General features: G+C 58.8%; 22 protein-coding genes. 13 read left to right on the top strand and 9 right to left on the bottom strand.

Going from position 1 to position 23,272, the window contains the following annotated elements; translation table 11 throughout:
• Window positions 1–8 precede the first annotated feature (8 nt).
• The 3 genes from PHX60_RS02700 to PHX60_RS02690 all read left to right on the top strand — a co-directional run bounded on the left by PHX60_RS02700 (window position 9) and on the right by PHX60_RS02690 (window position 2,919).
• Window positions 9–974, top strand: coding sequence for a cation diffusion facilitator family transporter (locus PHX60_RS02700; RefSeq protein WP_300074340.1), 966 nt, complete (start codon window positions 9–11; stop codon window positions 972–974).
• A complete protein-coding gene (gene dtd, locus PHX60_RS02695) occupies window positions 971–1,423 on the top strand; it encodes a D-aminoacyl-tRNA deacylase (RefSeq protein WP_300074337.1) in 453 nt (150 codons plus the stop codon). Before PHX60_RS02700 ends, dtd begins: the two co-directional genes overlap by 4 nt.
• 146 nt (window positions 1,424–1,569) lie before the next feature.
• Entirely contained in the window at window positions 1,570–2,919 is a 1,350-nt protein-coding gene (locus PHX60_RS02690) for a dicarboxylate/amino acid:cation symporter (RefSeq protein ID WP_300074334.1), read from the top strand.
• A 67-nt stretch (window positions 2,920–2,986) separates the two neighbouring features.
• Here PHX60_RS02690 and PHX60_RS02685 read toward each other — a convergent pair whose 3' ends face one another.
• Together PHX60_RS02685 and PHX60_RS02680 are read right to left on the bottom strand one after the other, a co-directional pair.
• Window positions 2,987–3,634, bottom strand: coding sequence for a response regulator (locus PHX60_RS02685; protein WP_300074332.1), 648 nt, complete (start codon window positions 3,632–3,634; stop codon window positions 2,987–2,989).
• Complete coding sequence (locus tag PHX60_RS02680; protein WP_300074329.1) at window positions 3,631–5,619, bottom strand: PAS domain S-box protein; 1,989 nt, start codon at window positions 5,617–5,619, stop codon at window positions 3,631–3,633. Before PHX60_RS02680 ends, PHX60_RS02685 begins: the two co-directional genes overlap by 4 nt.
• A 37-nt stretch (window positions 5,620–5,656) precedes the next feature.
• On the opposite strand from PHX60_RS02680, the gene PHX60_RS02675 reads away from it, so the two are divergent.
• The 8 genes from PHX60_RS02675 to PHX60_RS02640 all read left to right on the top strand — a co-directional run bounded on the left by PHX60_RS02675 (window position 5,657) and on the right by PHX60_RS02640 (window position 11,661).
• On the top strand, window positions 5,657–6,697 hold the full coding sequence (locus tag PHX60_RS02675) for a DctP family TRAP transporter solute-binding subunit (protein WP_300074326.1): 1,041 nt from the start codon (window positions 5,657–5,659) through the stop codon (window positions 6,695–6,697).
• 50 nt (window positions 6,698–6,747) lie between these two features.
• On the top strand, window positions 6,748–7,164 hold the full coding sequence (locus tag PHX60_RS02670; protein ID WP_300074323.1) for a DUF1924 domain-containing protein: 417 nt from the start codon (window positions 6,748–6,750) through the stop codon (window positions 7,162–7,164).
• A 12-nt stretch (window positions 7,165–7,176) separates the two neighbouring features.
• Window positions 7,177–7,671: a diheme cytochrome c gene (locus PHX60_RS02665; RefSeq protein ID WP_300074321.1), complete on the top strand. Its 495-nt coding sequence runs from the start codon at window positions 7,177–7,179 to the stop codon at window positions 7,669–7,671.
• Window positions 7,672–7,682: 11 nt separating this feature from the next.
• Window positions 7,683–8,444, top strand: coding sequence for a cytochrome b/b6 domain-containing protein (locus PHX60_RS02660; RefSeq protein WP_300074318.1), 762 nt, complete (start codon window positions 7,683–7,685; stop codon window positions 8,442–8,444).
• A 17-nt stretch (window positions 8,445–8,461) separates the two neighbouring features.
• Window positions 8,462–9,127 (top strand): response regulator, encoded by a 666-nt coding sequence (locus PHX60_RS02655; RefSeq protein ID WP_300074315.1) that lies wholly within the window; start codon window positions 8,462–8,464, stop codon window positions 9,125–9,127.
• A complete protein-coding gene (locus tag PHX60_RS02650; protein ID WP_300074312.1) occupies window positions 9,124–10,497 on the top strand; it encodes an ATP-binding protein in 1,374 nt (457 codons plus the stop codon). The genes PHX60_RS02655 and PHX60_RS02650 overlap by 4 nt, the downstream gene beginning before the upstream one ends.
• Before the next feature lie 67 nt (window positions 10,498–10,564).
• Window positions 10,565–10,939 (top strand): CidA/LrgA family protein, encoded by a 375-nt coding sequence (locus tag PHX60_RS02645; RefSeq protein WP_300074309.1) that lies wholly within the window; start codon window positions 10,565–10,567, stop codon window positions 10,937–10,939.
• A complete protein-coding gene (locus tag PHX60_RS02640; RefSeq protein ID WP_300074306.1) occupies window positions 10,936–11,661 on the top strand; it encodes an LrgB family protein in 726 nt (241 codons plus the stop codon). The genes PHX60_RS02645 and PHX60_RS02640 overlap by 4 nt, the downstream gene beginning before the upstream one ends.
• 25 nt (window positions 11,662–11,686) lie before the next feature.
• Here the strand turns inward: PHX60_RS02640 and PHX60_RS02635 are convergent, their stop codons facing one another.
• The 3 genes from PHX60_RS02635 to PHX60_RS02625 all read right to left on the bottom strand — a co-directional run bounded on the left by PHX60_RS02635 (window position 11,687) and on the right by PHX60_RS02625 (window position 17,473).
• Window positions 11,687–15,115 carry a PAS domain-containing protein gene (locus tag PHX60_RS02635; protein WP_300074303.1) on the bottom strand — a complete coding sequence of 1,143 codons (3,429 nt, stop codon included), beginning with the start codon at window positions 15,113–15,115 and terminating at the stop codon, window positions 11,687–11,689.
• Window positions 15,116–15,194: 79 nt separating this feature from the next.
• Window positions 15,195–16,142: a pseudouridine synthase gene (locus PHX60_RS02630; protein WP_300074300.1), complete on the bottom strand. Its 948-nt coding sequence runs from the start codon at window positions 16,140–16,142 to the stop codon at window positions 15,195–15,197.
• 8 nt (window positions 16,143–16,150) lie between these two features.
• Window positions 16,151–17,473 (bottom strand): HD domain-containing phosphohydrolase, encoded by a 1,323-nt coding sequence (locus PHX60_RS02625; RefSeq protein WP_300074297.1) that lies wholly within the window; start codon window positions 17,471–17,473, stop codon window positions 16,151–16,153.
• Window positions 17,474–17,658: 185 nt separating this feature from the next.
• Between PHX60_RS02625 and PHX60_RS02620 the strand changes: the two genes are divergently transcribed.
• Entirely contained in the window at window positions 17,659–19,029 is a 1,371-nt protein-coding gene (locus PHX60_RS02620) for a DNA cytosine methyltransferase (RefSeq protein WP_300074294.1), read from the top strand.
• Window positions 19,030–19,090: 61 nt separating this feature from the next.
• Here the strand turns inward: PHX60_RS02620 and PHX60_RS02615 are convergent, their stop codons facing one another.
• On the bottom strand, window positions 19,091–19,729 hold the full coding sequence (locus tag PHX60_RS02615) for a CoA transferase subunit B (protein ID WP_300074291.1): 639 nt from the start codon (window positions 19,727–19,729) through the stop codon (window positions 19,091–19,093).
• A 14-nt stretch (window positions 19,730–19,743) separates the two neighbouring features.
• Window positions 19,744–20,448 carry a CoA transferase subunit A gene (locus PHX60_RS02610; protein ID WP_300074288.1) on the bottom strand — a complete coding sequence of 235 codons (705 nt, stop codon included), beginning with the start codon at window positions 20,446–20,448 and terminating at the stop codon, window positions 19,744–19,746.
• Window positions 20,449–20,538: 90 nt separating this feature from the next.
• Here PHX60_RS02610 and PHX60_RS02605 point away from each other — a divergent pair, with 90 nt between their 5' ends.
• Window positions 20,539–21,081 (top strand): PAS and helix-turn-helix domain-containing protein, encoded by a 543-nt coding sequence (locus PHX60_RS02605; protein ID WP_300074767.1) that lies wholly within the window; start codon window positions 20,539–20,541, stop codon window positions 21,079–21,081.
• A 58-nt stretch (window positions 21,082–21,139) separates the two neighbouring features.
• Here the strand turns inward: PHX60_RS02605 and PHX60_RS02600 are convergent, their stop codons facing one another.
• Together PHX60_RS02600 and PHX60_RS02595 are read right to left on the bottom strand one after the other, a co-directional pair.
• Window positions 21,140–21,454, bottom strand: a complete 315-nt coding sequence (locus PHX60_RS02600; protein ID WP_300074285.1) for an MGMT family protein — start codon at window positions 21,452–21,454, stop codon at window positions 21,140–21,142.
• 40 nt (window positions 21,455–21,494) lie between these two features.
• Window positions 21,495–23,234, bottom strand: a complete 1,740-nt coding sequence (locus PHX60_RS02595; RefSeq protein ID WP_300074282.1) for a diguanylate cyclase — start codon at window positions 23,232–23,234, stop codon at window positions 21,495–21,497.
• Window positions 23,235–23,272 lie beyond the last annotated feature (38 nt).

The following is a 23,272-nucleotide window of genomic DNA, read 5'->3' as shown; positions in this document are numbered from 1 at the left end:
CGTCTCCTATGCCCACATCCCCCAAAGTACCGCTGCCAGCGTGGATGACACCACGCAATTTGTTATGGGTCTCGGTGGGCATGGCTCTGACCACGATGGCCCTGAAAACGCTGGCGTGGTACATCACCGGCTCGGTGGGCTTGTTATCGGATGCGATGGAGTCAGTGGTCAATTTGGCCAGCGCCCTGTTTGGCGTGCTGATGGTGACGGTAGCGGCCCGCCCAGCAGACGACAACCACCCCTATGGTCACCACAAGGCCGAGTATTTTTCCTCTGCTTTTGAGGGGATGCTGATTTTTGTCGCTGCTGGGGCCATTTTGTGGACGGCGATTCAGCGCCTGTTGGCCCCACAGCCGCTAGAGCAAATGGGCTGGGGTTTGGCCTTGTCGGTGTTCAGCTCACTGCTCAATGGCGGCTTGGCGTGGGTGATGCTGCGCGCCGCGCGCCAGCACCGCTCGATTGCCCTAGAGGCCGATGCCCGGCACCTGTTTACCGATGTTTGGACTTCTGCCGGGGTGGTGTTGGGGCTGGGGGCGGTGGCCCTGACGGGCTGGAGTTGGCTCGACCCACTGGTAGCGATAGGCGTGGCCCTGAACATTCTGAAAGAAGGAGTGCATTTGGTCTGGCGCTCCTCGCAGGGCCTGATGGACGAAGCGGTAGAGCCTGAAGTGCTGGCCACGATTGAGCAAACTTTGGGCGGCTTTTTAAGCCAGCATAACGCCCACACCAGCCCCGGCTTTTCTATCCGTTTTGACCATATCCACACGCGCATGGCTGGTCAACGGCGCTTTGTGGATTTGCACATGCACATCCCCGGCCATTGGAGTTTGTCCCATGCCGCTGCCTTGCGCGGTCAGGTAGAACAAGCCCTGATGGCTGCTGTGCCCGGCCTGCGTACCAGCATACAGTTGCTGCCGATTAACGTTGAAGCCTATATAGAGCCGGGAACGGCTCCTAGTCCCTCTCTGCCATGATAAGTTTATTGCAACGGGTACGCCACGCCCATGTCGAGGTGGACGGCCAGACCATCGGCCAGATTGGCCCCGGTCTGTTGGTGCTGCTGTGTGCCGAGCGCGGCGACAGCAATGCCCAAGCCGACCGCCTGCTGGCCAAATTGCTCAAATTGCGTATTTTTGCCGATGAAGCGGGCAAAATGAACCGCAGTGTGCAAGACATCGGCGGTGGCTTGCTCATCGTTAGCCAGTTCACTTTGGCGGCGGACACCAGCAGCGGCAACCGGCCCAGTTTTACCCAAGCTGCCAGCCCGCAAGACGGCCAGCGCCTGTACGATTATTTTGTCGCCCAAGCCCACGCCTTGCATCCCAACGTGCAAACCGGCCAGTTTGCCGCCGATATGCAGGTACATCTGCTCAACGATGGGCCAGTAACGCTGCCGCTACGCATTGCGCCAGACAACGCTTGATGAACTGGATGATATGGGTGATTAAGGGTAAACCCTGATGTGGAACCCCACACTTGGCCGAATAGCCCCCGCTGCTTATCGTTACGGGTATTGACCGGCGCTGACAAAAGCGCTGTTTTTACCCACTTCTGTAGCAGGGGACACCCATGTCGTCACCAACGGGGCAACGCAAGCCGTTTTACCACTCTCTTTATGTTCAGGTACTCATCGCCGTGATTGCGGGCGTGTGCTTGGGCCATTTTTATCCGCAATTGGGGGCCGATATGAAGCCCCTGGGCGATGGCTTTATCAAGCTCATCAAGATGATTATTGCCCCCATCATCTTTTGTACCGTGGTGGTGGGCATTGCCGGTATGGAGGACATGAAAAAAGTCGGCAAAACTGGCGGTTTAGCGCTGCTGTATTTTGAAATTGTGTCCACCATTGCTTTGGTGATTGGGCTGGTCGTGGTCAATCTGCTGCAACCGGGCAACGGCATGCACGTAGACCCCAGCACCTTGGATACCAAGGGCATCGCCGCCTACACCGCCCCCGGCAAAATGCAGGGCACGGTTGATTTTCTGCTGAATGTGATTCCAACCTCGGTGGTAGATGCCTTTGCCAAGGGCGAGATTTTGCAAGTGCTGCTGTTCTCAGTGCTGTTTGGCTTTGCCCTGCACAAGTTTGGTGGCCGAGGCACGTTGGTGTTTGACTTTATCGAACGCTTCTCGCATGTGCTGTTTGACATCGTAGGCATCATCATGAAGGTGGCCCCTGTGGGTGCCTTTGGTGCCATGGCCTTCACCATTGGCAAGTACGGCATTGCCTCGCTGTTCTCGCTGGGCAAACTAATGGGTACCTTCTACTTGACCTGCCTGCTGTTTGTTTTTGTGGTGCTGGGCATCATCAGCCGTTTGCATGGCTTTAGCATCGTCAAGTTCATCCGCTACATCAAAGAAGAATTGTTGATTGTGCTAGGCACTTCGTCGTCCGAATCGGTGTTGCCACGCATGATGGAAAAGCTGGAAAACTTGGGCGCACGCAAATCGGTGGTCGGCTTGGTAATTCCGACTGGCTACTCGTTCAATTTGGATGGCACTTCGATTTACCTGACGATGGCGGCGGTGTTTATTGCCCAAGCCACCGACACCCCCATGACCTTGACACAGCAATTGACGCTGTTGGCGGTGTTGTTGCTGACCTCTAAGGGGGCAGCCGGTATTACGGGCAGTGGCTTTATTGTGCTGGCGGCCACGCTGTCGGCGGTGGGTGGTGTGCCAGTGGCTGGTTTGGCACTGATTTTGGGCATCGACCGTTTTATGTCTGAAGCCCGCGCCCTGACCAATCTGGTCGGCAACGGTGTCGCGACCTTGGTGGTAGCCAAGTGGACGGGTGATTTGGATATGCAACGCTTGCAACAAGGCTTGGATGCTCCTACTCTGGTTGAAGCCCAAGAGCCAGAAGTGTTGATGGATGAGCGCCAAGAGCATATGGCCGTGCCTGCTGCTGCGCGCTAAATCTGCCCACCATCTCCATACGCCAACCAGCCGCAGCAGAGAGTATCTGCTGCGGCTGGTTGTTTTTTTAGGCTGCCTCGGGTGGCAGTAGCTCCAAGCCGCAGGCACGGATGTCTGCTACGGTGGTGGCTAGCGCGGCGGCGGAATCGACCCCCAGTTTCTCAAATACTTTGGCGCGATGGACTTCGACCATGCGCTCGGATATGCCCAGCTTGGCAGCAATCACTTTGTTCAAGTCCCCTGCCGCTACCAGCACTGCTACGCGGCGCTGCTGTGGGGTGAGGCTCTCGACCATCGATTGCAAAAATTCAGCCCGTTTCGCGGCTGCCTGCCATTGCGCTTCTTGCGCTAGCGCATCGCTCAAAATGGCAATCAAGGAGTCGTCGGCATAGGGTTTTTCGACAAAATTCAGCGCACCTTTGGCCATCGCTGCCACGGCCATCGGAATGTCGCCATGCCCACTCAGAAAGATGACAGGGTTGCGTTGGCGTAAACCGCGCTGCAACAGCTGTTCATGCACTTCTGGCCCCGACATCGGATCCATACGCACATCCAGCAAAAAGACACCACGCACTGGGGGCGGCAAGGCATCCAAGGCTGCGAGCAAGGCCGGGCCGCTGCTGTAAGCCTGCACCTCAAAACCATATTGGCGCAATAAGAATGACAGCGCACCACTCACGCCCACATCGTCATCACAGAGAAAAATGGTGTTCATGGCGGTGTTTCTGGAGGGGGTGCAAGGGGTGGTAAGGCCAGCGGCAACACAAAACAAAATACAGCGCCGCTGCCCGATTTTGCATCGCTGGCCGTGAGGCTGCCGCCGTGTGCCTCGATAATCGAGCGACAAATGCCCAGCCCCAAACCCATGCCTTGGGTTTTGGTGGAATAGAAGGTGGCGCACAGGTCGTCCATGTTGCGCCCCTGTAAGCCCGGCCCGTTGTCGGCCACGGAGATTTCCACGTTGCGATTGGCCGCATCTGCTGCTTGCTGTGCCGTGATGCTTAAACGCACGGCCCCTGCCAGATGGGGCTGCTCTGATAGCGCCTCTAAGGCATTACGCAATAAATTGCCCAACACCTGCTCTAAACCAACCCGGTCGGCCAGCACGGGGTACTCTATCTGGCTGGGGCAGGGATACTCTAAGGCGATGCCTGCTTGCTGGAAGGTAGGCCGGTGCATGAGCACTACCTCGGCCACCAAAGCCGCCATATTTAGCTGCTGGCGTTCGGCGGGGGTACGGCTGGTCTGGCGGCGAATCCAATGCACGATGTCGCCCGCCTTGCGCGCATTTTGTTGCAGGGCATCCAAGGCGGCCAGAATGTCGGGGCTAGCGGAGGGCATTTTGCGAATCGCCATCGACAAGCCCGAGCTGTAGGCCGTCACAGTGGCTAAGGGCTGGTTCAATTCATGTGCTAACTCGGAGGCCAGCAAGCCCAAATCATTCAGGCGTGCATGTTGTGCCATCAATGCGGTGTAACGGCGGTTTTTTTCTTCCAGCCGCTTGCGGTCACTGATGTCCACGATAGAACCCATCCAGCCCATAGGCTGGCCTTGCAAGTCGCGCAACGGGGACTCAAAAATCATCACATCAATGAAATGGCCGTCGCGGTGCTGCCAGCGGCTCTCAAAGCCGGTGGCCGGGGCGGCTCCGGCCAAGGTGTCTAGGTTGCGTGCCATCATGGCATCGATGGCATCGGGTGGCCAAAATGGCAGTGGTGGCGTGGCCCCCACCAACTCGGTGGCAGCGTAGCCCACCATCTCGCACAGGGTTTTATTCACATACAAAATGGTGCCTTCGGCATCACGGGCGCGCAAGCCTACCAAGGCCGAATCTTCCATCGATTGCCGCCAAGCGGCTTCGGTTTGGGCATCGGCCACCGCTTGGGCCACGCGCCGCATTTCGCGGCGCAACAGCCACGAGCCAGCCAGCCCCAGCAGTAACAGGCCCGCCAACAGGGCAAAGGTGCGCGGGCTGCGCCACCACAACAAGGGCATTTCGTAAGGGCGCAAAACCAGACGGGTATCAGCCGATGAGGCTAAGCGGCGCTCAAATGGGGTTCCGTGCGCCGGGCGTTGCGTTTGCGCCGTGGTGGCGATGACTTCGCCCAATTCAGACAAAAAAGAGACCTCGTAGCGGCGATTGAGCCAAGCCAAGTCGGTGCTGCCCAGCAGGTCGGTGATGTCATAGCGGGCCAGCAGTTGGCCGCCCGGCTGGCCGTGGCTGCCGGGGGCGGGTACGACCAAATGTTCAGCTTGGCCGCGTATTTGGATACGCAGGTGGGCGCTGTCTTCTAAACCATGCCACGGGACGCGGCGCTCGGCACGGGCCAACAGCTGCCAGTTGTCGTCCAACCAAACTAAGCGATTGGCCAAGCGCTGTAAGCTGGCTTGTACCTCGGCCAGTTCGGCAAAGTTGTGGCGCTGGCCTGCAGGGTCGAGGGCCAATTGGCGTGCCATATCGCGCAAACGCGCCCGTTCTACCTCTAGGCGGGCGGCTATTTGGGCCTCTACACTGGCGGCATCCGAAGCCAAGGTTTGCTGAAAAACGCGCTGTTCTGCGGCATCGTTGACCGAAGCCCAAGCCCCCACCATCAGCACAAACAGCAGCGCCAGCAAAGCGGGCAACAACCAATAATGGCGCTTGATAAAAGAAGCCCTTTCCGTAGGACGAAACGGGGTGGGGGGCTGGGCCGTTAGCATGGGTGCATTCTAGGATTAGCCATACCGCAGTAGCACGATGCACCATCCCAATCCCGCTTTAACACGCCGTTGCTTCAGCCACGCCTTGGCAGTGGCCGGTAGCTGGCCTTTGGTTTGCAGCAGCGCCACGGCACCCACAGCCCACGACCCCATCGTGATTCAATTGAGCCATGTGGTAGGGGCCGATACCGCCAAAGGCAAAGCGGCCTTGAAGTTTAGAGAACTGGCCGAGGCGCGCACTGCAGGCCGGGTACGCGTGGAGGTGTACCCCGACAGTAGCTTGTACAAAGACCGGGAAGAATTGCAGGCGCTACAAATTGGGGCAGTGCAGATGCTGGCCACCTCGTTGTCCAAACTGGCTACAGTGGGCGGCAGCGATTTTGAGGTATTTGACCTGCCGTTTTTATTCAAAAACCATGCCACTTTTCGGGCAGCGGTAGATGGCCCGGTGGGTACGGCCTTGCTGCAACGCTTAGAGCCTAGCGGCCTGCAAGGGCTGGCGTTTTGGGACAACGGTTTTAAGGTGTTTAGCGCCAACCGGCCCTTGCTCAGTCCGACAGACTTTCGCGGTGCCAAAATTCGGATTCAATCGTCTAGGGTGTTGGTGGCACAAATGCAAGCCTTGGGCGCAGAGGTATCGATTCGCCCTATGGCCAATGTGTACGAAGCGCTGCGCTCGGGCCAACTGGATGGCCAAGAAAACGTGCCCGCCAACATCTACAGCCAACATCTGCACGATGTGCAAAGCCATTTGAGTGTCACCCGGCATGGTTATCTGGCCTATGTGGTGTTAGTCAACCGGCAATTTTGGGACAAACTGCCCGCCGATATTCGGGCCGCACTGCATTTGGCCTTGCACGAGGCCACGCAATACGCCAATAGCATTGCCGAGGCAGAAAACCAGCGCGCGCTGGAGCTGCTCAAGGCCAGCGGCAAATTGGCGGTGTATGAACCCAGTGCCACCGAGCTGCTGCGCTGGCGCCAAGCACTGACCCCCGTTTATCGACAAGCCGCCACTTGGATGAGCCCGGGCATCCTAAGGGCTATTGGTGCCCACCATGTTGGCACACCGCGCTAGGTGTTTGCCCATTTAAGAATGTCTTCAGGCCCTGGGCGCACCATGCGGCCATGCGTACTTTTCATTCCTCCCCTTGGTGGCTGGCGGTTTTGCTGGCAGCATATATCTCCGGTGTGCCACTGGCCCACGCAGGTGACACCAACGCCCAAGCCCAGTTACAGCGCTGGACAGCCGAAACCGGTGGCACGCCCAATGCCGAGCGAGGGCGGGTGTTTTTTACCAGCCGCCACGGTGGTGAGTGGTCTTGTGCCTCGTGCCACGGCAACCCGCCCAGCACCCCAGCCCGCCATGCCAGCACCGGTAAAACCATTGCACCGCTGGCTCCTGCGTTCAATCCTGAGCGCTTTACCGATACGGCCAAGGCCGATAAATGGTTCCGGCGCAATTGCAAAGATGTCTTGAGCCGTGAATGCAGCGCCGCCGAAAAGGCCGACATGCTGGCTTGGCTGGTACAGCTCAAACCCTAAACGAGGCTGACGATGTTTATTTTTTCCTCTTCTGGCACGGCTGGCCACGCCATGCGCGCAGCGCTAGGGCTGTGGGCTTGTTTTGCCCTGCCCACTGCTTGGGCTGACCGCCCCATGATGGCCGCCAGCGCCATGCCACCGGCCTATCAGCAAGAATGCGCGGGCTGCCACATGGCCTATCCGCCCGGTTTGCTGCCCGCTGCCTCTTGGAACCGCATGATGCAGGGCTTAGACAAGCACTATGGCAGCGATGCCAGCTTGGACGATGCCACGGTGCGCCAACTCAGCACTTGGCTGCAAAGCAACGCTGGCACCTATAAGCGAGTACGCGAAGAGCCACCCCAAGACCGTATCACCCAATCGGCGTGGTTTGAGCGCAAACACCGCGAAGTGCAGCCCGCCGTCTGGAAGCGCCCCGCTGTGGGCAGCCGGGCCAATTGCATGGCCTGTCATACGCGCGCCGACCAAGGCGATTTTGACGACGACCGGGTTCGGATTCCCAAATAAGGAGCGCCAACATGACTGTCCACACCGTCCACACCCGCCCCTTGGGTGCCGCCGCCGCCCCCACCAGCACCCCCGGCACGCGCCGGGTGATGGATGCCACCACGCGCATGTTGCACTGGTTGATGGCGTTATCGTTTACCGGCGCTTACATCACCGCAGAAAGCGAACACTGGCGCTTGGTACATGTCACCTTAGGCTATACGTTGGCGGGCATTGTGCTGGCACGCCTGCTGTGGGGGCTGCTAGGGCCACGCGCCGTTCGGTTGGCCGGTTTGTGGGCGCGGGTGCGTGGCCTGCCAACATGGTTGCAATCATTGGCGGCGGTGCGCTCGTGGGCGGCTTGGTGTGATTTGCTGCCCTCTGGGCGCAATCTATTGATGGGCTTGGCGATGGTGCTGATGCTGGCCTTGGTGCTGCCACTGAGCTTGAGCGGCTACGCCGTTTGGGATGAATGGGGGGGTGAGTGGCTAGAAAAAGTGCATGAATGGGTAGGCAACGCCATGCTTTGGGTGGTGCTGGTACATATCGGCCTGATTGTTTTGATGAGCGTTTTGCAAGGTAAAAACCAAGCCCTGCCCATGCTCACAGGTCGGGTGCCCGGACGCGGCCCCGACAGTGCCAAGAAAAACCACGGCTGGCTGGCCTTGCTGATTTTGGCTGCGGTGCTGGCCTTTTGGGGCTGGCAATGGCAGAGCGCACCACAGCAAAACGCGGAAGCTGCCACCCCCTTCTCGTTAGAAAATACCCGCTCTAACCACCACGACGACGATTGAGCGAAAGAACCTCTGCAATGCGTATTTTGTTGGCTGAAGACGACGAATTGTTAGGCTCGGGCATCCGCGCCGGGTTGGGGCAACAGGGCTTTCAGGTGGATTGGGTGCGCGATGGCGTGGCCGCCGAGCGTGAACTGGCCACCGGAGCCTACCAAGCCTGCGTACTCGATTTGGGCCTGCCGCGCCAAGACGGTATGGCCGTATTGCAGCAACTGCGCGCCCGGCGCCTGGCCACTCCGGTGCTGATATTGACGGCCCGCGATGCCGTGCAATCGCGCATTGCCGGGCTGGACGCGGGGGCCGATGATTATTTGGTCAAACCGATTGATTTGCACGAACTGGCCGCACGCCTGCGTGCCTTGGTGCGCCGCGCCCACGGTCAAACCGAAACCCGCTTGCGCTGCGGCAAAGTCGAGCTAGACCCCGCCGCGCACCAAGTATGGAGCGATGGTCAATTGGTAGAGCTGTCCCAGCGTGAATACGACTTGCTGCACGCCTTGCTGCTCAATGCCGGGCGGGTACTCAATCGTGAGCAGCTAGAGCAGCGCCTTTACCAGTGGGGCCACGAAATCAACAGCAACGCCGTTGAGGTGCATATTTATCACCTGCGGCGCAAACTTGGCACCAACTTGATTGAAACCGTGCGCGGCGTGGGCTACCGCATCCCCCGCGATGGCGTATGAACAGCGCACCGCCTAGCGCGGCCAAGCCACGCTCCCTGCAAGCCCGCTTATTAACGACCGTGTTGGGGCTGGTGCTGCTGGCTTGGTTGGTAGCTGCTGGCTTGGCCTGGCAAGAATCTGACCACGAAGTCGAAGAGCTGCTCGATGCCCATTTGGCGCAAACTGCCGCCTTGTTGCGGCTACAAGCCCTCGATGAGCTGGACGATGACGACCTGAACGAAGCCCCAGAATTGCACAAATACCAGCCGCAGGTGGTGTTTCAACTCTGGCACGAGGGCCAATTGCTGGCACGCTCGGCCAGCGCCCCCAGCAGCCCCCTGACCGAGCGCCAGAAAAAAGGCTTCGTCAATAGCCAAGTCGGCGGCGAATCTTGGCGCGTGTTTGTCACCCAAGGGCGTGAGGACGATGTGCGTATCTTGGTGGGCGAGCGCCAATCCATGCGCCAAGAGATTGTGCTGGCCAGCGTCCTGAGCCTGTTGCAGCCAATGGCTTGGACGCTGCCGCTGCTGGCGTTGGGCATCTGGTGGGCGGTACGCGGTTCGGTGCGGCCCTTGCGCCAGTTAGGCCAAGCCGTGGCGGCGCGCCAACCGCAATCGCTGGCCCCGTTAGACAGCCACGGCATCCCGCCCGAAGTGCTGCCCTTGGTCACGGCCCTGAATGGCCTGTTTGAGCGCACGGCAGAACTGTTGGCCGCCGAGCAGCAATTTACCGCTGCCGCCGCACACGAGTTACGCACCCCGATTGCCGGGATTCGTATGCAAGCCCAAGTGGCCCAAGGGGCTATCGAGGCCCACGAACGCGCACAAGCCTTGGCCGCCACCGTGCAAGGCTGTGACCGCGCCACCCGCTTGGTCGAGCAACTGCTGCAACTGGCACGGCTAGATGCCGAGGCCAGCACATCGGTCCAGCAGTTCAGTGATTTGGCCGCCGTGGCGGCTACGGTGGTGGCCGATTTGCAGCCCTATGCCCAACGACGCCAGCAAAGCGTGGAATTGTTGGCCGCACAGCCGGTGCGCGTGCCGCTGGCCGAAGCGCTGGCCCAAGTGCTGTTGCGTAATCTGCTAGACAATGCCTTGCGTTACAGCCCGGATGGCGCACAGGTGCAGGTGCAGATAAGCCCGGCCAGCGCACAAGCGCCAGCGCAGCTGTGCGTACAAGACAGCGGCCCCGGCATGAGCCAAGAGGACATGGCCCGCCTGGGAGAGCGCTTTTTTCGGGTGCTGGGCACCGGGCAAAGCGGCAGCGGCTTGGGCTGGTCTATTTTGCAACGCATTGCCCGTTTGCATAATTTACGGGTACAGCTAGACCGCAGCCCGCAATGGGGCGGTTTGCGTGTACGCATTCACTGGCCCCGACACAGCACGCCCTGAGGCGCTACAGTGCAGACTTTATCGGTAGTGTCTGCATAGAAGTCTGCATACAAAGGGGGAGTGGCTGATGGTGTCCGGATTTGCGTGGTTGCTGGTGTTTCAACTGGCCGGAGAGGTGTTGGTGCGTGGCCTGCAATGGCCGGTGCCGGGGCCGGTGGTGGGTATGTTGCTGCTGTTGCTGGTGTTGGTTTGGCGTGGTGGCCCCGGCGACAACCTGCGCCAAGTCGGTCAAGGCTTGCTGGGCAATTTGTCGCTGTTGTTTGTGCCAGCGGGGGTGGGCATCATGGTGCATGGGCACCGCATTGCCGATGAGTGGCTGGCGCTGGTGGCGGCCTTGCTGGTCAGTACCATGCTCACGCTGGCCGTAACGGCCTTGGTGATGCGCGCCTGCCATCGTCCCACGCCAGACACCTCCAAGCCCCCCGAGGAGCCTGCACCATGAGCTTGCCGCCACCTATCCACGATATTTGGGTCTATTTGGCCGCCTCGCCGCTGCTGGGCCTGACCATTACGCTGCTGGCCTATGTGCTGGCCTTGGCGGTGCATCGGCGCTGCCGCCTGCACCCACTCACCAACCCGGTGCTGCTGGCGGTGGCTTTGTTGGTCACTTTGTTATTGTGGACAGATACCCCCTACCAAACTTATTTTGATGGGGCGCAATTTGTCCATTTTTTACTCGGGCCAGCTACCGTGGCCTTGGCGATTCCGCTCTATGCCCAATTGGGCCGGGTGCGCGCGATGCGCTGGCCGGTGTTGTTGGGCTTGGTGGTGGGCAGCTTGACGGCGGTGGTGTCTGCTGTGGGCACGGCTTGGTTGCTGGGGGCCAGTTTGCCCACGCAGCTGTCTTTGGCCCCCAAATCAGTCACTACGCCGATTGCAATGGGCGTGGCCGAGCGCGTGGGTGGCATTGCCTCGCTGACAGCGGTATTGGTGATTGTGACCGGCATTTTGGGGGCCATACTGGCCCCGACGCTGTTTCGGCTGCTGCGGGTGCCCGACCATGCTATGCAAGGCTTTGCCTTGGGCGTGGCCGCGCATGGCGTAGGGACGGCGCGCGCCTTTCAAATCAGCGAGCAGGCGGGGGCCTTTGCCGCCTTGGCGATGGGCCTGAACGGTGCCATTACCGCTTTACTGTTACCTGCCTTGTTGTCGGGTTGGCGTTAATGGTGCTGGTTTTGCCGACCTTGGCCTAAGATTCCCAGACGCATACGCGGTTGCGCCCACTGTTTTTGGCCAAATACAGTGCTTCGTCGGCGCGGCTTAGGCTGCGCGTGGCATCGTCGCCCGATAGCATCACCATGCCAATGCTGATAGTGACCGTGACTTTACCCGCCGAGGTCAGGGCCGGGGTTTGGGCCAAGGCTTCGCGCAGGCGGTTGGCCAAGGCCAAAGCATCGGGCAATTGAATTTTTTGCAGCAGCACCGCAAACTCTTCGCCGCCCAAACGCCCTGCCACATCGTTTTGGCGCAATTTGTGCCGAATCAGTTGGGCCACATGTTGCAACACTACATCGCCCACCGGATGGCCGTAGCTGTCGTTGATGCGCTTGAAGTGGTCAATGTCCATCATCAGCAGGGCCGTACCGTATTCAGGGTGGTTTTTGTTGCCCATGATGGCCTCTTCTAGGCTCACCATAAAACTGCGCCGATTGGGTAGATTGGTCAACACATCCGTGGCGGCCAAGGTGGCCAAGGCCATTTCGCGTTGTTTGCGCTCAGAAATATCTTGCAGCAGCCAAAAACGCCCCAGTTGTTCGCCATCGCGCACAATTGGCACCCAGTTGATTTCCAAGGCGCGCCCGCTGCTGCACACTGCTTCGGTGTTGCGGCGTTTTTCGCTGCTGCTGGCGCTGCCGGGCACCGATAACCACGCAGCACGCATCGGCCCCAATTGGGCGCACAGGGCCTCGTGGGTCAGGCCCTGCAAGCTGCTGGGCGGGCCGGGCAGTTCTAGCCAGTCGCACAGATTTTGGTTGACCATCGTGACGATGCCGTGGGCATCTTCCATCAGTACGCCACCCGGAAAGCGCTCTAGCAGCGTGGTCAGGCGCAGGCGCTCCATCGCCAAGGCGGCCGCAGATTGGTGCTTCTCGGTAATGTCCACCATCGTCCAGACGACTTCGCTGTTTTCGGGGTCTTCTGGGTCACGCAGTACGGCGTGCATATCAAACCAACGCACTTGGCCTTGGGCATCGCGCATGGGGTATTCAAACCGCAGCTTGCCTTGTTGGCGCAAAGTCTCGTAGCGTGCTTGCATGGCCTCAAACGAGGCTAGGCTAACGTGCAGGCTAGACATGGGCTGCTGGGTGAGGTCTTGGCCGGGTTGGGCAAAAATTTTGTTCAGCCGGGCATTGGCATACAAAATGCGGCGTTGCTGGTCCACCAGCAAAATGGCAGCACGGCTTTGGTCTATCAAGGCTTGGTGCAATTGGGTTTGGGCCACGCGGGCGCTGATGTCGGTGTAGGTGCCCACCATGCGCGCTGGCAAGCCATCCTCACCCCAAGCCACAATGCGCCCGCGCGCCTCAATCCAGAGCCAGTGTCCCTGTGCGGTACGCATCCTGTATTCGGCAATGATGACTTGGTCTGGGTGCTGCTGGATTTGTGCGTTCCACTGGGGCAAAACACGTTCGCGGTCGGTGGGGTGCAGACGCTGGAGCCAGTCTTGGTAATTGAAGACGGCGGGCAAACCGGCTTCGCCCAGCATTTCGCGGATGCGCTCATCCCACTCTAAACTGCCGGTAGCCATGTCCCAAGACCACAGGCCATCGCGCACCGCTTGCAAAGCCAAGCGCAGGTATTCGGCGTTGAGGCGCAAGGCTTCGGCGGCGGCGTGTTCTGCCGTGATGTCGTGGATATAACCGTGCCACAGGGTATCGCCCTCTGGGGTGCGCTCGGGCTTGGCTTGGCCCAATACCCAGCGCACGCGGCCATCGGGCAGGCGCACCCGGTATTCGCAGCGCCAAGGTTTTAACTGCTCGGCCGATTGGGCGATAGAGTGCAGCACCCGATGCCGGTCTGCTGGGTGCAGGCGGGCTATCATTTGGTCGGCTGACTGCTCCACTTCGGCGGCACGGATGCCATACAGGGCTTCGATGCCGGGACTGGCGTAAGGGATGCAGGCGCTGCCATCGGCGCGTTGCAGGTATTGATAAACAGCACCGGGCACCTCGTGCATGAGTTTGGTCAAGCGCTCTTGCGAGGCTTGGGCGGCTGCCTCGGCTTGTTTGCGGTCGCTGATGTCTAGCACGGTGCCGGCCATGCGCCGGGGGCTGCCATCGTCCATCCTCTCTACAACCTGCCCTCGGTCTAGCACCCAGACCCAATGGCCATCGCGGTGGCGCATCCGGTATTCGGCTTCGTAGTAGCGGCTTTCGCCTTGCAAATGGGCGGTGCAGGCCGCTTGTACGGCGGGCCAGTCTTCGGGGTGTACGCGCTCTTGCCAAGTAGAGAAGCGCGCCGGTAGCTCCCCTGCTTGGTAGCCTAATCTGGCGGCCCACAGGGCGCTAAAGTGGTTCTCTTGGGTTTGGCAGTTCCAATCCCAGGAGCCCAAATTGCCGCCATGCAGGGCCAAGCTCAGGCGCTCGCTGGTGGTGGCCAGCTCTTTGGCTTGGCGGCTTTGTTGTACCCACAAATAGGTAATCCAAGCAGCTGCCAAGAGCAACAAGCTGGAGCCTAAAATATTTTGCAGATGGCTATGGCGTAGCGCTTTTTGCACCGCCGCCAAGGCACGCTGTTTGCCTATGCCCAAACTGACGATAACCGGATAGTGGCTGACCCGCCGCCAAGCGTAGTAGCGCTCCACGCCATCTGTGGGCGCTACCACTTCGTAAACGCCTTGGGTGGTAGAAGGGTCGGCCAAAAATTGCCGTGTGCGCGGCACCGATTGCCCCATCACGGCCTCCATGCCCTGCGAGCGCGCCAAATAGGCCCCATCGGCACGCAACAGCATGGCTATGTCGATAGCATCAGGAAAGATATTTTGCAAGGCTTGTGACAGATGCCGTGCTGGCACCGACAACACAATCACCCCGGCAAAACGCCCTTGGGCATCGTGCAAGGGGCGCGAAAATTGCACCGTCCATTGTTGCGACACCCGCCCCAGCACCGGATGGCTGATAAACAGATGCGGCAGCTCGTCGATGCTGTCGGCATGGACTTTGAAATGCTCGCGGTCGGCAATCGAGATGGGCTGGCCATCACTGCCTTGGGGTTGTTTGTTGGGCGATAAGCTAGAGAACACAATGTTGCCCCGCGCATCGGCAATGGCCACTTGGGCCAAGCCCCCAGCAGAAAAGCTTTGTTCGGTAATGTGCAAGGAATTTAAAAACTCTTGCCGGTTTTGGCTGGCCCAATGTTCACCTAAATGGATGGCGACATAATCAATTTTGCGAATCAGGGCCTCGGTTTGCAGCGCCAGCGCGTGGGCGGTTTGCGTGGCTCCTTGGCGGGTTTGGTTTTGCACCTGCTGCAACTGCGCTTGGTGCGAGTGGTACAACTGCACCCAATACACCGTCAGTGCCAATAACAACACAGCCCAGCCTGCCAGTGGACGCAGCACCAAGGCACGTACTTTTTGCGATACGGGACGCAAATGGCGAACAAAAAAGGTAGGCAAAGACAGAAACGGCGAAAAAAAAGAGCAACCCTAAGCCAGCCAGTGTAACGCCAGCGCTGCACAGCAAGCAAAAACGGTTTCAGGCCAAGGGCAGCAGTTGGCGTTGACTGACAAACTGGTGTAGCTGGCCGCTCAGGGGGTCGGTAAATGCCAGCGCGCGCGCCAGCAGCTGCAAGGGCCGAGAAAAATCGCCCTCGGGCTGGTCTTGGACTTGGGGGTAAAACGCATCGTAGCGCAAGGGCAGGCCCAAGGCGGCCATTTGAACGCGCAATTGGTGGCGTTTGCCGGTAATGGGCGAGAGCCGGTAGCGCGCCCAAGGGGCGGCTACCTCCAGCAGCTCCATCTGGGTGTGGCTGTTGGGGGGGCCGGGTACTTCGTGCATTAAAAAGAACTGGCCGCTTTCTGTTAAGCGGCTGTGGTGCTGGCGCGGAAACTCTAATTCAGGCCGCCACGGGGCTACCGCCTCGTAATGCTTGACGATGGCCCGGTCTCGAAACAAATTTTGGTACAGGCCGCGCGTGGCCCGTTGCACCGAAAACAACACCAGCCCGGCGGTTTCGCGGTCAATGCGGTGCAGGGGCGAGAGTTCGGGCAACCCCAAACGCTGGCGCAAGCGCACCAACAGGGTTTGCTGTACGTAGCGCCCAGCGGGTACTACCGGCAAAAAATGCGGTTTATCGGCCACCAACAAATGGGCATCTTGGTACAGCACTTCTTCTTGAAACGGAATCACCAATTCGTTGGCAACTTCACGGTAATAGTAGAGGCGCAAGTGTGCCTCAAAGGGGCGCTGGGGTGTCACGGTTTGGCCGCGTGCGTCCACCACTTGGCCGGTCTCCATGCGCTGCTGCCATTGGCTACGTTCTATCCCCGGCAGGTGTTGGGCTAAAAAATCCAGTAGCGTGCCGCTGCCGCTGGCGGGCAAAGCAACACAACTCGGGTTAAGTCCAGCGCGCATTGGCAATACTGCTGTGGTGGTGTTGGCGGTGCTTGTGGTGGTGTTGGCGTTGCTGATGGACGATGGCATGGTCTGTGTTAACGTTGTTGGGCCAGCAACCAATCGCACCAATCGGCCAAAAAACGGTCGGCGGGGTTTTGGCGCTCGGCCACCTCGGGCCAACGGCGCAAACAGCTGTGGACAATGCTTTGCAGTTGCCACAGGGCCTCGCGCCCCAAAAAACACAGTTCTGCCGTGGCTTGGGCATCGCCTTGCAGCAGCTCTAGCAGTTTAGGCGCGCATTGTGGATGCAAGCCCGCCTCGCTGAGGGTTTTGCTAAGCCCTTGCAAGCGCTCCTGCACAAATGCCTGTGGCCCGGCGGGCGCGATGGCCACCAAGCTGCACAGTTGCTCCCAACGCTCAAACGCCAGCGTAACGATTTGCAAATAGCGTTGCACATTGGCCCCGAGCAATACCAAGGTTGGCTCGGGTGGCAAGCTTTGGCGCACCAGTGCCATGACGTGGTGGCACAAATCGGCGGGAAACTTGCGGTGGTTGAGCCGTAGCACTGTGGCCAAATGCAGCCCCGGCGAGTCGTGGGCATATTTATCGTAAAACGTGGTCACGACTTCGCACAGCAGCAAAATTTGCCCCAGTGGCGAGATGTCGGCACCAGACAGGCTACGCGGGTAGCCGCTGCCGTCCATGCGCTCGTGGTGTTCTAGCACCGCCGTCGCCACGGCATCGGGGTAGCCACCAGAGCCACGCACCATCAACATGCCAATGATCGGGTGGGCTACCAAATTTTTACGCTGCGCCCCGACAATTTTTTGCGCCCGGTCGCGCCAAGCTGGGTCCAGGTGCAATACCCCCATATCGTGCAACAACGCTGCTGCCACCACGGCCACACTGTCGGCATCGCTCAAACCACGGCGCACGGCCAGCCACCAAGCCAGTATGGCCATGTGCAGGCCGTGTTCAAACAGGTGGAGCGATTCTTCGCGCATTACGGTCAGTTTGAACATGATGGAGCCGGGCAGCGGAATTTGGGCCAAAGTGGGCCAAAATTGTTCAAACCCCGGCCCCATATCTTGCATGAGCAAGGGCAATAAACCATCACGCTGGATTAATTGCCGTGCTACGGCGGTCAGAACGGTGTGGTCCACGGCATCTTCGGCCACCAAATGGCTGTCCACGGGTTCGCGCAGGGTGTGTTGCACCAAGCGGTCGTACAGGCGGCCATCCAAGCGCATCCCCTTTTCTACCAGCTTGATACCACTTTCTGCATAGATGGCCTCGTGCGCCACCACGGCGCGCTGGTGGGCCAAATCCGTCACGGCACGCAAATAGTGCGGGCTATGGGGCAGTTCGGTAGGAAAAACCGATGGCGGAGTGCTGTCTATTGCAGAAAGGTCGCGCATATAGGGCAAGAAAAAAGATGCCGTATTAAACCGCAGGCGCTTGGGGGGTGCGAAAGGTGGTGGTTGGCGGCTTGCTAGACGAGCCGGGTGTTATTATCAAAAAAGTTTCGTTAAGGAAATACCCAATGAGTACCGATTGCACTATCTAGCAAGCTGCCGCACAACTCCAAGTCAGCGTACAACGGGTGCGTACCCTGTGCCGCGATGGCAGCCTAGAGGTACGAAAAATAGGGGCCACTTGGCTCATTGGCGCTGCCAGCCTCAAGCGCTATGCCCTGCGTACCGCGCACCAAGTGGCCGAAGACCACCCGCGCTACCTGGCCAATACCCCAATCAAACGACGCAGCGCCAGCAGCGGTAAGCCGATTGCCTTGAGCTTTTTCTCCGGTGCGATGGGCTTAGATTTAGGCATTGAACAGGCCGGTTTTGAAGTGCGTTTGACCTGCGAGATGGACAAATACTGCCGCCAAACGATTGCGCTGAACCGCCCAGACACGGCCTTGATTGGCGACATCAACGATTACAGCGCCGAGCAGGTGCTGCACTACGCCGGGCTGGAGCCAAGGCAAGAAGTGGACTTGATGGTCGGTGGCCCGCCCTGCCAAGCTTTTAGCACGGCGGGCAAGCGCAAGGGCTTCAAAGATGAGCGCGGCAACGCTTTCCTGACCTACCTGCAACTGGCCTTTGCCATCCGCCCGCGCTATCTGGTGATTGAAAACGTGCGTGGCCTGCTGTCGTGCCCGATGCAACATCGTCCGCATGAATTGCGCGGTGCGGAGTTTCCGGACTTGACGCTGGACGAACTGCCCGGCGGTGCGCTGAATTTTGTCTTGAATGAAATTCGCCGCCACGGCTATGGCTATTCGTTCAACCTGTACAACGCGGCCAATTTTGGCACGCCGCAGGTGCGCGAACGGGTGGTAATTGTCTGTGCGCGCGATGGTTCACGTCCACCCTACTTACCTCCTAGCCACAGTGACCAAGGCCAGCATGGCCTGAAAAAATGGAAAACCTTTCGACAAGCCACCAAGGGACTGGAAAGCACCGAACACCATCACCTCAACTTTCCAGAAAAACGCCTGCGCTATTACCGCCTGCTGGGTGAAGGCCAGAACTGGAAAAATCTGCCCGAAGCCTTGCAAAAAGAGGCGATGGGTAAATCCTACGATGCGGGCGGCGGTAAAACCGGTTTTTTGCGCCGTTTGGCCTGGAATAAACCGGCCCGCACCTTGGTCACACACCCCGCGATGCCCGCTACCGATTTGGCGCACCCGCAGGAGTTACGCCCGCTTTCCGTCGAAGAATACAAGCGCGTACAGGAATTCCCCGACGACTGGACGCTGGCCGGTCCACTGGTGGAGCAATACAAACAAGTGGGCAATGCCGTACCTGCCAGCCTGGGCCGCGCCATCGGACAAACGGTGATGGCATTGCTGAAAGGGAAACCCGTGGCGCAGATTCCCGGCTTTGTCTATTCGCGTTATAAAAATACCAGTGATGCAGAGTGGGAAGTGCAGTTCCAGCGCATCGCCGAGCGCCGCCAGACAGGCGCGTAAAAAAGCGGCCCCTACCTTGCAGCAGGGGCCGTGCTTCAATTTTCAAAAAATTGACTGTGGCTTACAGCAGCGGCACACCCGTTTTGCTTTGAATTTCCTCTAGCGTCACGCCGTCGGCCAGCTCTACCAATTTCAGCCCTTCGGGGGTGACATCCATCACGCCCAAGTCGGTAATGATGCGGTTGACCACACCTTTGCCGGTCAGGGGCAAGCTGCATTGGGGCAGGATTTTCAGGTCAATGCTGCCGTCTTTTTTCTTGGCGACATGCTCCATCAGCACAATCACGCGCTTCACGCCAGCCACCAAATCCATTGCGCCGCCCATGCCCTTGACCATCTTGCCCGGAATCATCCAGTTGGCCAAGTCGCCCTTGTCGGTCACTTGCATTGCGCCCAAAATGGACAGGTTGATTTTGCCGCCCCGAATCATGGCAAACGATTGGTCCGAGCCAAAAATCGACGAGCCCTTGATGGTGGTGACGGTTTGTTTACCGGCGTTAATCAGGTCAGCATCCACCTCATCCTCATACGGAAAGGGGCCAATGCCCAGCATGCCGTTTTCGCTTTGCAGCCACACTTCGATGTGGTCGGGTACATGATTCGCCACCAGCGTTGGGATGCCGATGCCCAGATTGACGTAAAAGCCGTCTTGCAGTTCCTGCGCGGCACGCGCAGCCATTTGGTCTTGGGTCCAGGCCATGATGGGGTGTCTCCTTAAACTTTGCGGTCGCGCAGGGTGCGCTTTTCGATGCGCTTTTCGGGCGTGGGGTTGTGCACAATGCGGTGTACATAAATGCCGGGCAAATGCACATCGTCGGGGGCAATCTCGCCGGTGGCCACAATGCGTTCTACTTCGACAATGCAAATCTTGCCAGCGGTGGCCGCTGCTGGGTTGAAGTTGCGCGCTGTCAGGTGAAAGCGCAAATTGCCCGACATATCGGCCACATCGGCCTTGATGAGTGCCACCTCGGGCACCAAAGAGCGCTCCATGACATAGGTTTCACCGTCAAACTCGCGCAGCTCTTTGCCTTCGGCCACCAAGGTACCCACGCCGGTTTTGGTGAAGAAGGCTGGAATGCCTGCACCGCCCGCACGCAGCTTTTCTGCCAAGGTGCCTTGGGGGGTAAATTCCAGCTCCAGCTCACCCGCCAAGTATTGGCGCTCAAACTCCTTGTTCTCGCCCACATAGGACGAGATCATCTTTTTGATTTGGCGTGTTTCGAGCAGCTTGCCCAGGCCAAAACCATCCACGCCAGCATTGTTAGAAATCACGGTCAGGTCTTTGACACCCGAATCGCGCAGCGCATCGATCAGCGCCTCTGGGATGCCGCACAGGCCAAAGCCGCCCACAGCAATCAGTTGGCCATCGGCCACCACGCCTTCGAGGGCAGCGGCGGCGGAGGGAAACACTTTGTTCACAACAGTCTCCTTGAGATAGGTTGTAGCGAAGATACTACGTAACCTGCTACGTAGTATCCCCTAAAGACTTGCCCTGCCTTGCTGCCGATGATGGACTTAGATTACCGCCTTGCTTTTGAGTTGGCCCCGGTGGGCTTGGTGTTGTCGCGCCACCGCATCATGGTGGACTGTAACCAGCATTTTTGCCAGATGTTTGGCGCTTCGCGCGAGGTGTTGCTGGGGCAGTCGTTTCGCTTGCTCTACCCCAGTGCCGACGAATACGAGCGCATTGGCGAGCGGCTGGTACCCATTTTGAATGCCAAGGGCTACTACTCCGACAGCCGCATCATGCGCCGTTTGAGTGGAGAGATGTTCTGGTGTCAAGTTTCAGGCCGGGCCGTGAATCGGCAAGCGCCGCACGCATCGGGCATTTGGAGCTTTGAAGACATGAGCGCACAGCGCCCTGTGAAAGCCGACTTGACCGGACGCGAGCGCGAAGTGGCAGCGCGTTTGCTAGAGGGCCTGACCTCGAAAGAAATTGGCAAAGCTTTGGGCATTAGCCATCGCACGGTAGAAATTTACCGCGCACGTTTGATGCGCAAATATGGCGCGTCTACTGCGGCAGATTTGGTGCATAAACTGGTGGTGGGCTAATACCACTGTGGCTCAAAAACCGACCAAGCCAAGCCCTTGGATGTGTGGGTGTACCAAGTCAGGTAGGAAACCGAAACAGATATTCGTCTAGGTTTTGAATTTTCTGGTTCGCAATGGCAATACCCTCACTCCTGAGGAGTTCTGCCTTTTTCTCGGCTCCAAGGGCGTATTGGCCAATGCTGCCATCGCTTTTTACCACCCTATGGCAAGGAATGTGGATTAGATGGGTGTTTTTTGCCATGGCGGTGCCCACTGCTCGCCAAGCTTTGCTGCCCAAGGCATGGGCCATTTCTTTGTAGGTAGTGACTTTGCCCTTGGGTATCTGCTGGAGCAGCTCGTAACACCGCTGGTCAAAATTGCTGTTTGTGCTCATCGCGCTCTTCCCCTGAGAAGTAGTTGAGTTGCAGGTTGGTTTATTGCACTTGATTGCGTCCAGCTTCTTTCGCGCGGTACAGGGCCAAATCTGCCTGACCAATCAGTGTCGTTGGACTGGGGCAATCGCCACCATCGGGCCGCCACTGTGCCACCCCCAAACTGATGGTGACTATGCCTGAGGGTGCCATTATGTGGGGCAGGGCCAAAGCCGCTACGCCAGCACACAACTGTTGGGCCAATGTGTAGGCTTCATCACCGCTGATATGGCGCATGATGACTGCAAATTCCTCGCCCCCATAGCGTGCTGCCAGTGTATGGGGTCGTGCGGCCACATGGTGGGCTAGAACCTGCGCTATTTGTTGCAAGCAATGGTCGCCCGCCAAATGGCCATAGTGGTCGTTGAATTGCTTAAAGTGGTCGACATCCAGCATGACCAGCGCCACGCCAGTAGCCTCAGTGCTGCTACAAGCATGGGCCAAGGTTTGATCGAACAGACGGCGATTGGCCAAGCCTGTCAGGCCATCGGTATAGCCCAACATTTCCAGTCGGGCGTTGGCGATTTCTAGTTCGGCAGTGCGTGCGCGCACGGCATTTTCTAACCGTTCTTCAGAGCTGCGCGACCACTCCAGCATCTGTTGCTGTGATTGTTCGCGCGCCCGGCGTTCTGCATGGATGATGTCGGCCAGTGCCAAAGACAGCAGCAGCATCTCGAAGGTGGACGCAATTTGCAAGGCATAAGCCGTCACACCATTGGTAGGTACGACACCAAAGGCACGCAACCCGGCCACCAACACCCCCAACCACAAGATGCTCCAAGCGATTAAAAAGGAGCGGGCGCTGCTCTCCCCAGTACGCAGGGTTTGCCAACCTGCCAGCGCAATCGTCAGGCTCATGGCAAAGCCATTGAGCAAAAGGCACTGATTGAAACTGCGTACCGGCATCGGTGCAGACAAGGTGGCTAAAAACCCGAGGGCCAACAGCAAAAAGAGCAGCATATGCCCTTGCAAGCAACGATCCAAACGCGGCAGCCGTCGGGGGGTCTGCAAGAACAGCCGCGTAAAGTGGGCCCCAAACAACGCCGCCACCGACAAAATCGTGCTTTGGGCCACGTTGTCAAAGGCAATCGCTTCTGTCCAGACCAACAAACGGCCATAGCCGTTACCGGCGAACATGCCCAAACCCATGCACAGTACATAGAGGCTGTAAAACAAGAAGCGTTGATCGCGCAGCGAGAAGTACAACAACAGGTTGTAAATCATCAGAGACAGCAACGCACCGTAATACAGAAACTGCAAGATCAGCTCGCGCTGCTCGTGGTGGTGAAAACCAGTTTCACTCCACAGTACCAGTGGCACTGTCAGAGAGTAGTTGGAGGTGGCACGCACATAGAAAAATTGCGCCTCCGGGCCTAACTCCAGCGGAAACACAAAATGCCGGTGGAACACTGGCCGACTGTGCAGCGGTGCTTGGTTGCCGGTGCGCCAGACTTGGCCCTGCGGGGTATAAAGTTCTAGGCTGTCGATTTGGCCGTAAGGTACTTCTAGCAGCCAGCGTGTTGGTGCTTCTGCTGGGCGCTGCAAGCGCAGACGCAGCCAATAGGCCGATGCCGTGAAGCCAAAATTCAAATCTCCGTCTTGGGTTGGCCGCACAAAACGCCCGGCCATCGCGGGCTGGCGCACCTGCTCAATGCTGAACTGGCCGTTGGGGTCTTCTAGTACGGCCACATCGGCGCTTACATCATGCCGCTCGGTGTGTGCCTGCAATGTCTGTGCCCCCACTGGCCCATACCCAAGCCAGCACAGCAGGAGCAAGCACA

The sequence above is a fragment of the Giesbergeria sp. genome, assembly GCF_028686475.1.
Taxonomy (GTDB): Bacteria; Pseudomonadota; Gammaproteobacteria; order Burkholderiales; family Burkholderiaceae_C; genus Simplicispira.
This window is presented reverse-complemented; position numbering and strand designations above follow the sequence as displayed.

What these genes read in the sequence shown, in the direction of transcription:
- PHX60_RS02700 (WP_300074340.1), top strand. Translation starts at nt 9, where the DNA reads ATGCCCACATCCCCCAAAGTACCGCTGCCAGCGTGGATGACACCACGC.
- dtd (WP_300074337.1), top strand. Translation starts at nt 971, where the DNA reads ATGATAAGTTTATTGCAACGGGTACGCCACGCCCATGTCGAGGTGGAC.
- PHX60_RS02690 (WP_300074334.1), top strand. Translation starts at nt 1,570, where the DNA reads ATGTCGTCACCAACGGGGCAACGCAAGCCGTTTTACCACTCTCTTTAT.
- PHX60_RS02685 (WP_300074332.1), bottom strand. Translation starts at nt 3,634, where the DNA reads ATGAACACCATTTTTCTCTGTGATGACGATGTGGGCGTGAGTGGTGCG.
- PHX60_RS02680 (WP_300074329.1), bottom strand. Translation starts at nt 5,619, where the DNA reads ATGCTAACGGCCCAGCCCCCCACCCCGTTTCGTCCTACGGAAAGGGCT.
- PHX60_RS02675 (WP_300074326.1), top strand. Translation starts at nt 5,657, where the DNA reads ATGCACCATCCCAATCCCGCTTTAACACGCCGTTGCTTCAGCCACGCC.
- PHX60_RS02670 (WP_300074323.1), top strand. Translation starts at nt 6,748, where the DNA reads ATGCGTACTTTTCATTCCTCCCCTTGGTGGCTGGCGGTTTTGCTGGCA.
- PHX60_RS02665 (WP_300074321.1), top strand. Translation starts at nt 7,177, where the DNA reads ATGTTTATTTTTTCCTCTTCTGGCACGGCTGGCCACGCCATGCGCGCA.
- PHX60_RS02660 (WP_300074318.1), top strand. Translation starts at nt 7,683, where the DNA reads ATGACTGTCCACACCGTCCACACCCGCCCCTTGGGTGCCGCCGCCGCC.
- PHX60_RS02655 (WP_300074315.1), top strand. Translation starts at nt 8,462, where the DNA reads ATGCGTATTTTGTTGGCTGAAGACGACGAATTGTTAGGCTCGGGCATC.
- PHX60_RS02650 (WP_300074312.1), top strand. Translation starts at nt 9,124, where the DNA reads ATGAACAGCGCACCGCCTAGCGCGGCCAAGCCACGCTCCCTGCAAGCC.
- PHX60_RS02645 (WP_300074309.1), top strand. Translation starts at nt 10,565, where the DNA reads ATGGTGTCCGGATTTGCGTGGTTGCTGGTGTTTCAACTGGCCGGAGAG.
- PHX60_RS02640 (WP_300074306.1), top strand. Translation starts at nt 10,936, where the DNA reads ATGAGCTTGCCGCCACCTATCCACGATATTTGGGTCTATTTGGCCGCC.
- PHX60_RS02630 (WP_300074300.1), bottom strand. Translation starts at nt 16,142, where the DNA reads ATGCCATCGTCCATCAGCAACGCCAACACCACCACAAGCACCGCCAAC.
- PHX60_RS02625 (WP_300074297.1), bottom strand. Translation starts at nt 17,473, where the DNA reads ATGCGCGACCTTTCTGCAATAGACAGCACTCCGCCATCGGTTTTTCCT.
- PHX60_RS02615 (WP_300074291.1), bottom strand. Translation starts at nt 19,729, where the DNA reads ATGGCCTGGACCCAAGACCAAATGGCTGCGCGTGCCGCGCAGGAACTG.
- PHX60_RS02605 (WP_300074767.1), top strand. Translation starts at nt 20,539, where the DNA reads ATGGACTTAGATTACCGCCTTGCTTTTGAGTTGGCCCCGGTGGGCTTG.
- PHX60_RS02600 (WP_300074285.1), bottom strand. Translation starts at nt 21,454, where the DNA reads ATGAGCACAAACAGCAATTTTGACCAGCGGTGTTACGAGCTGCTCCAG.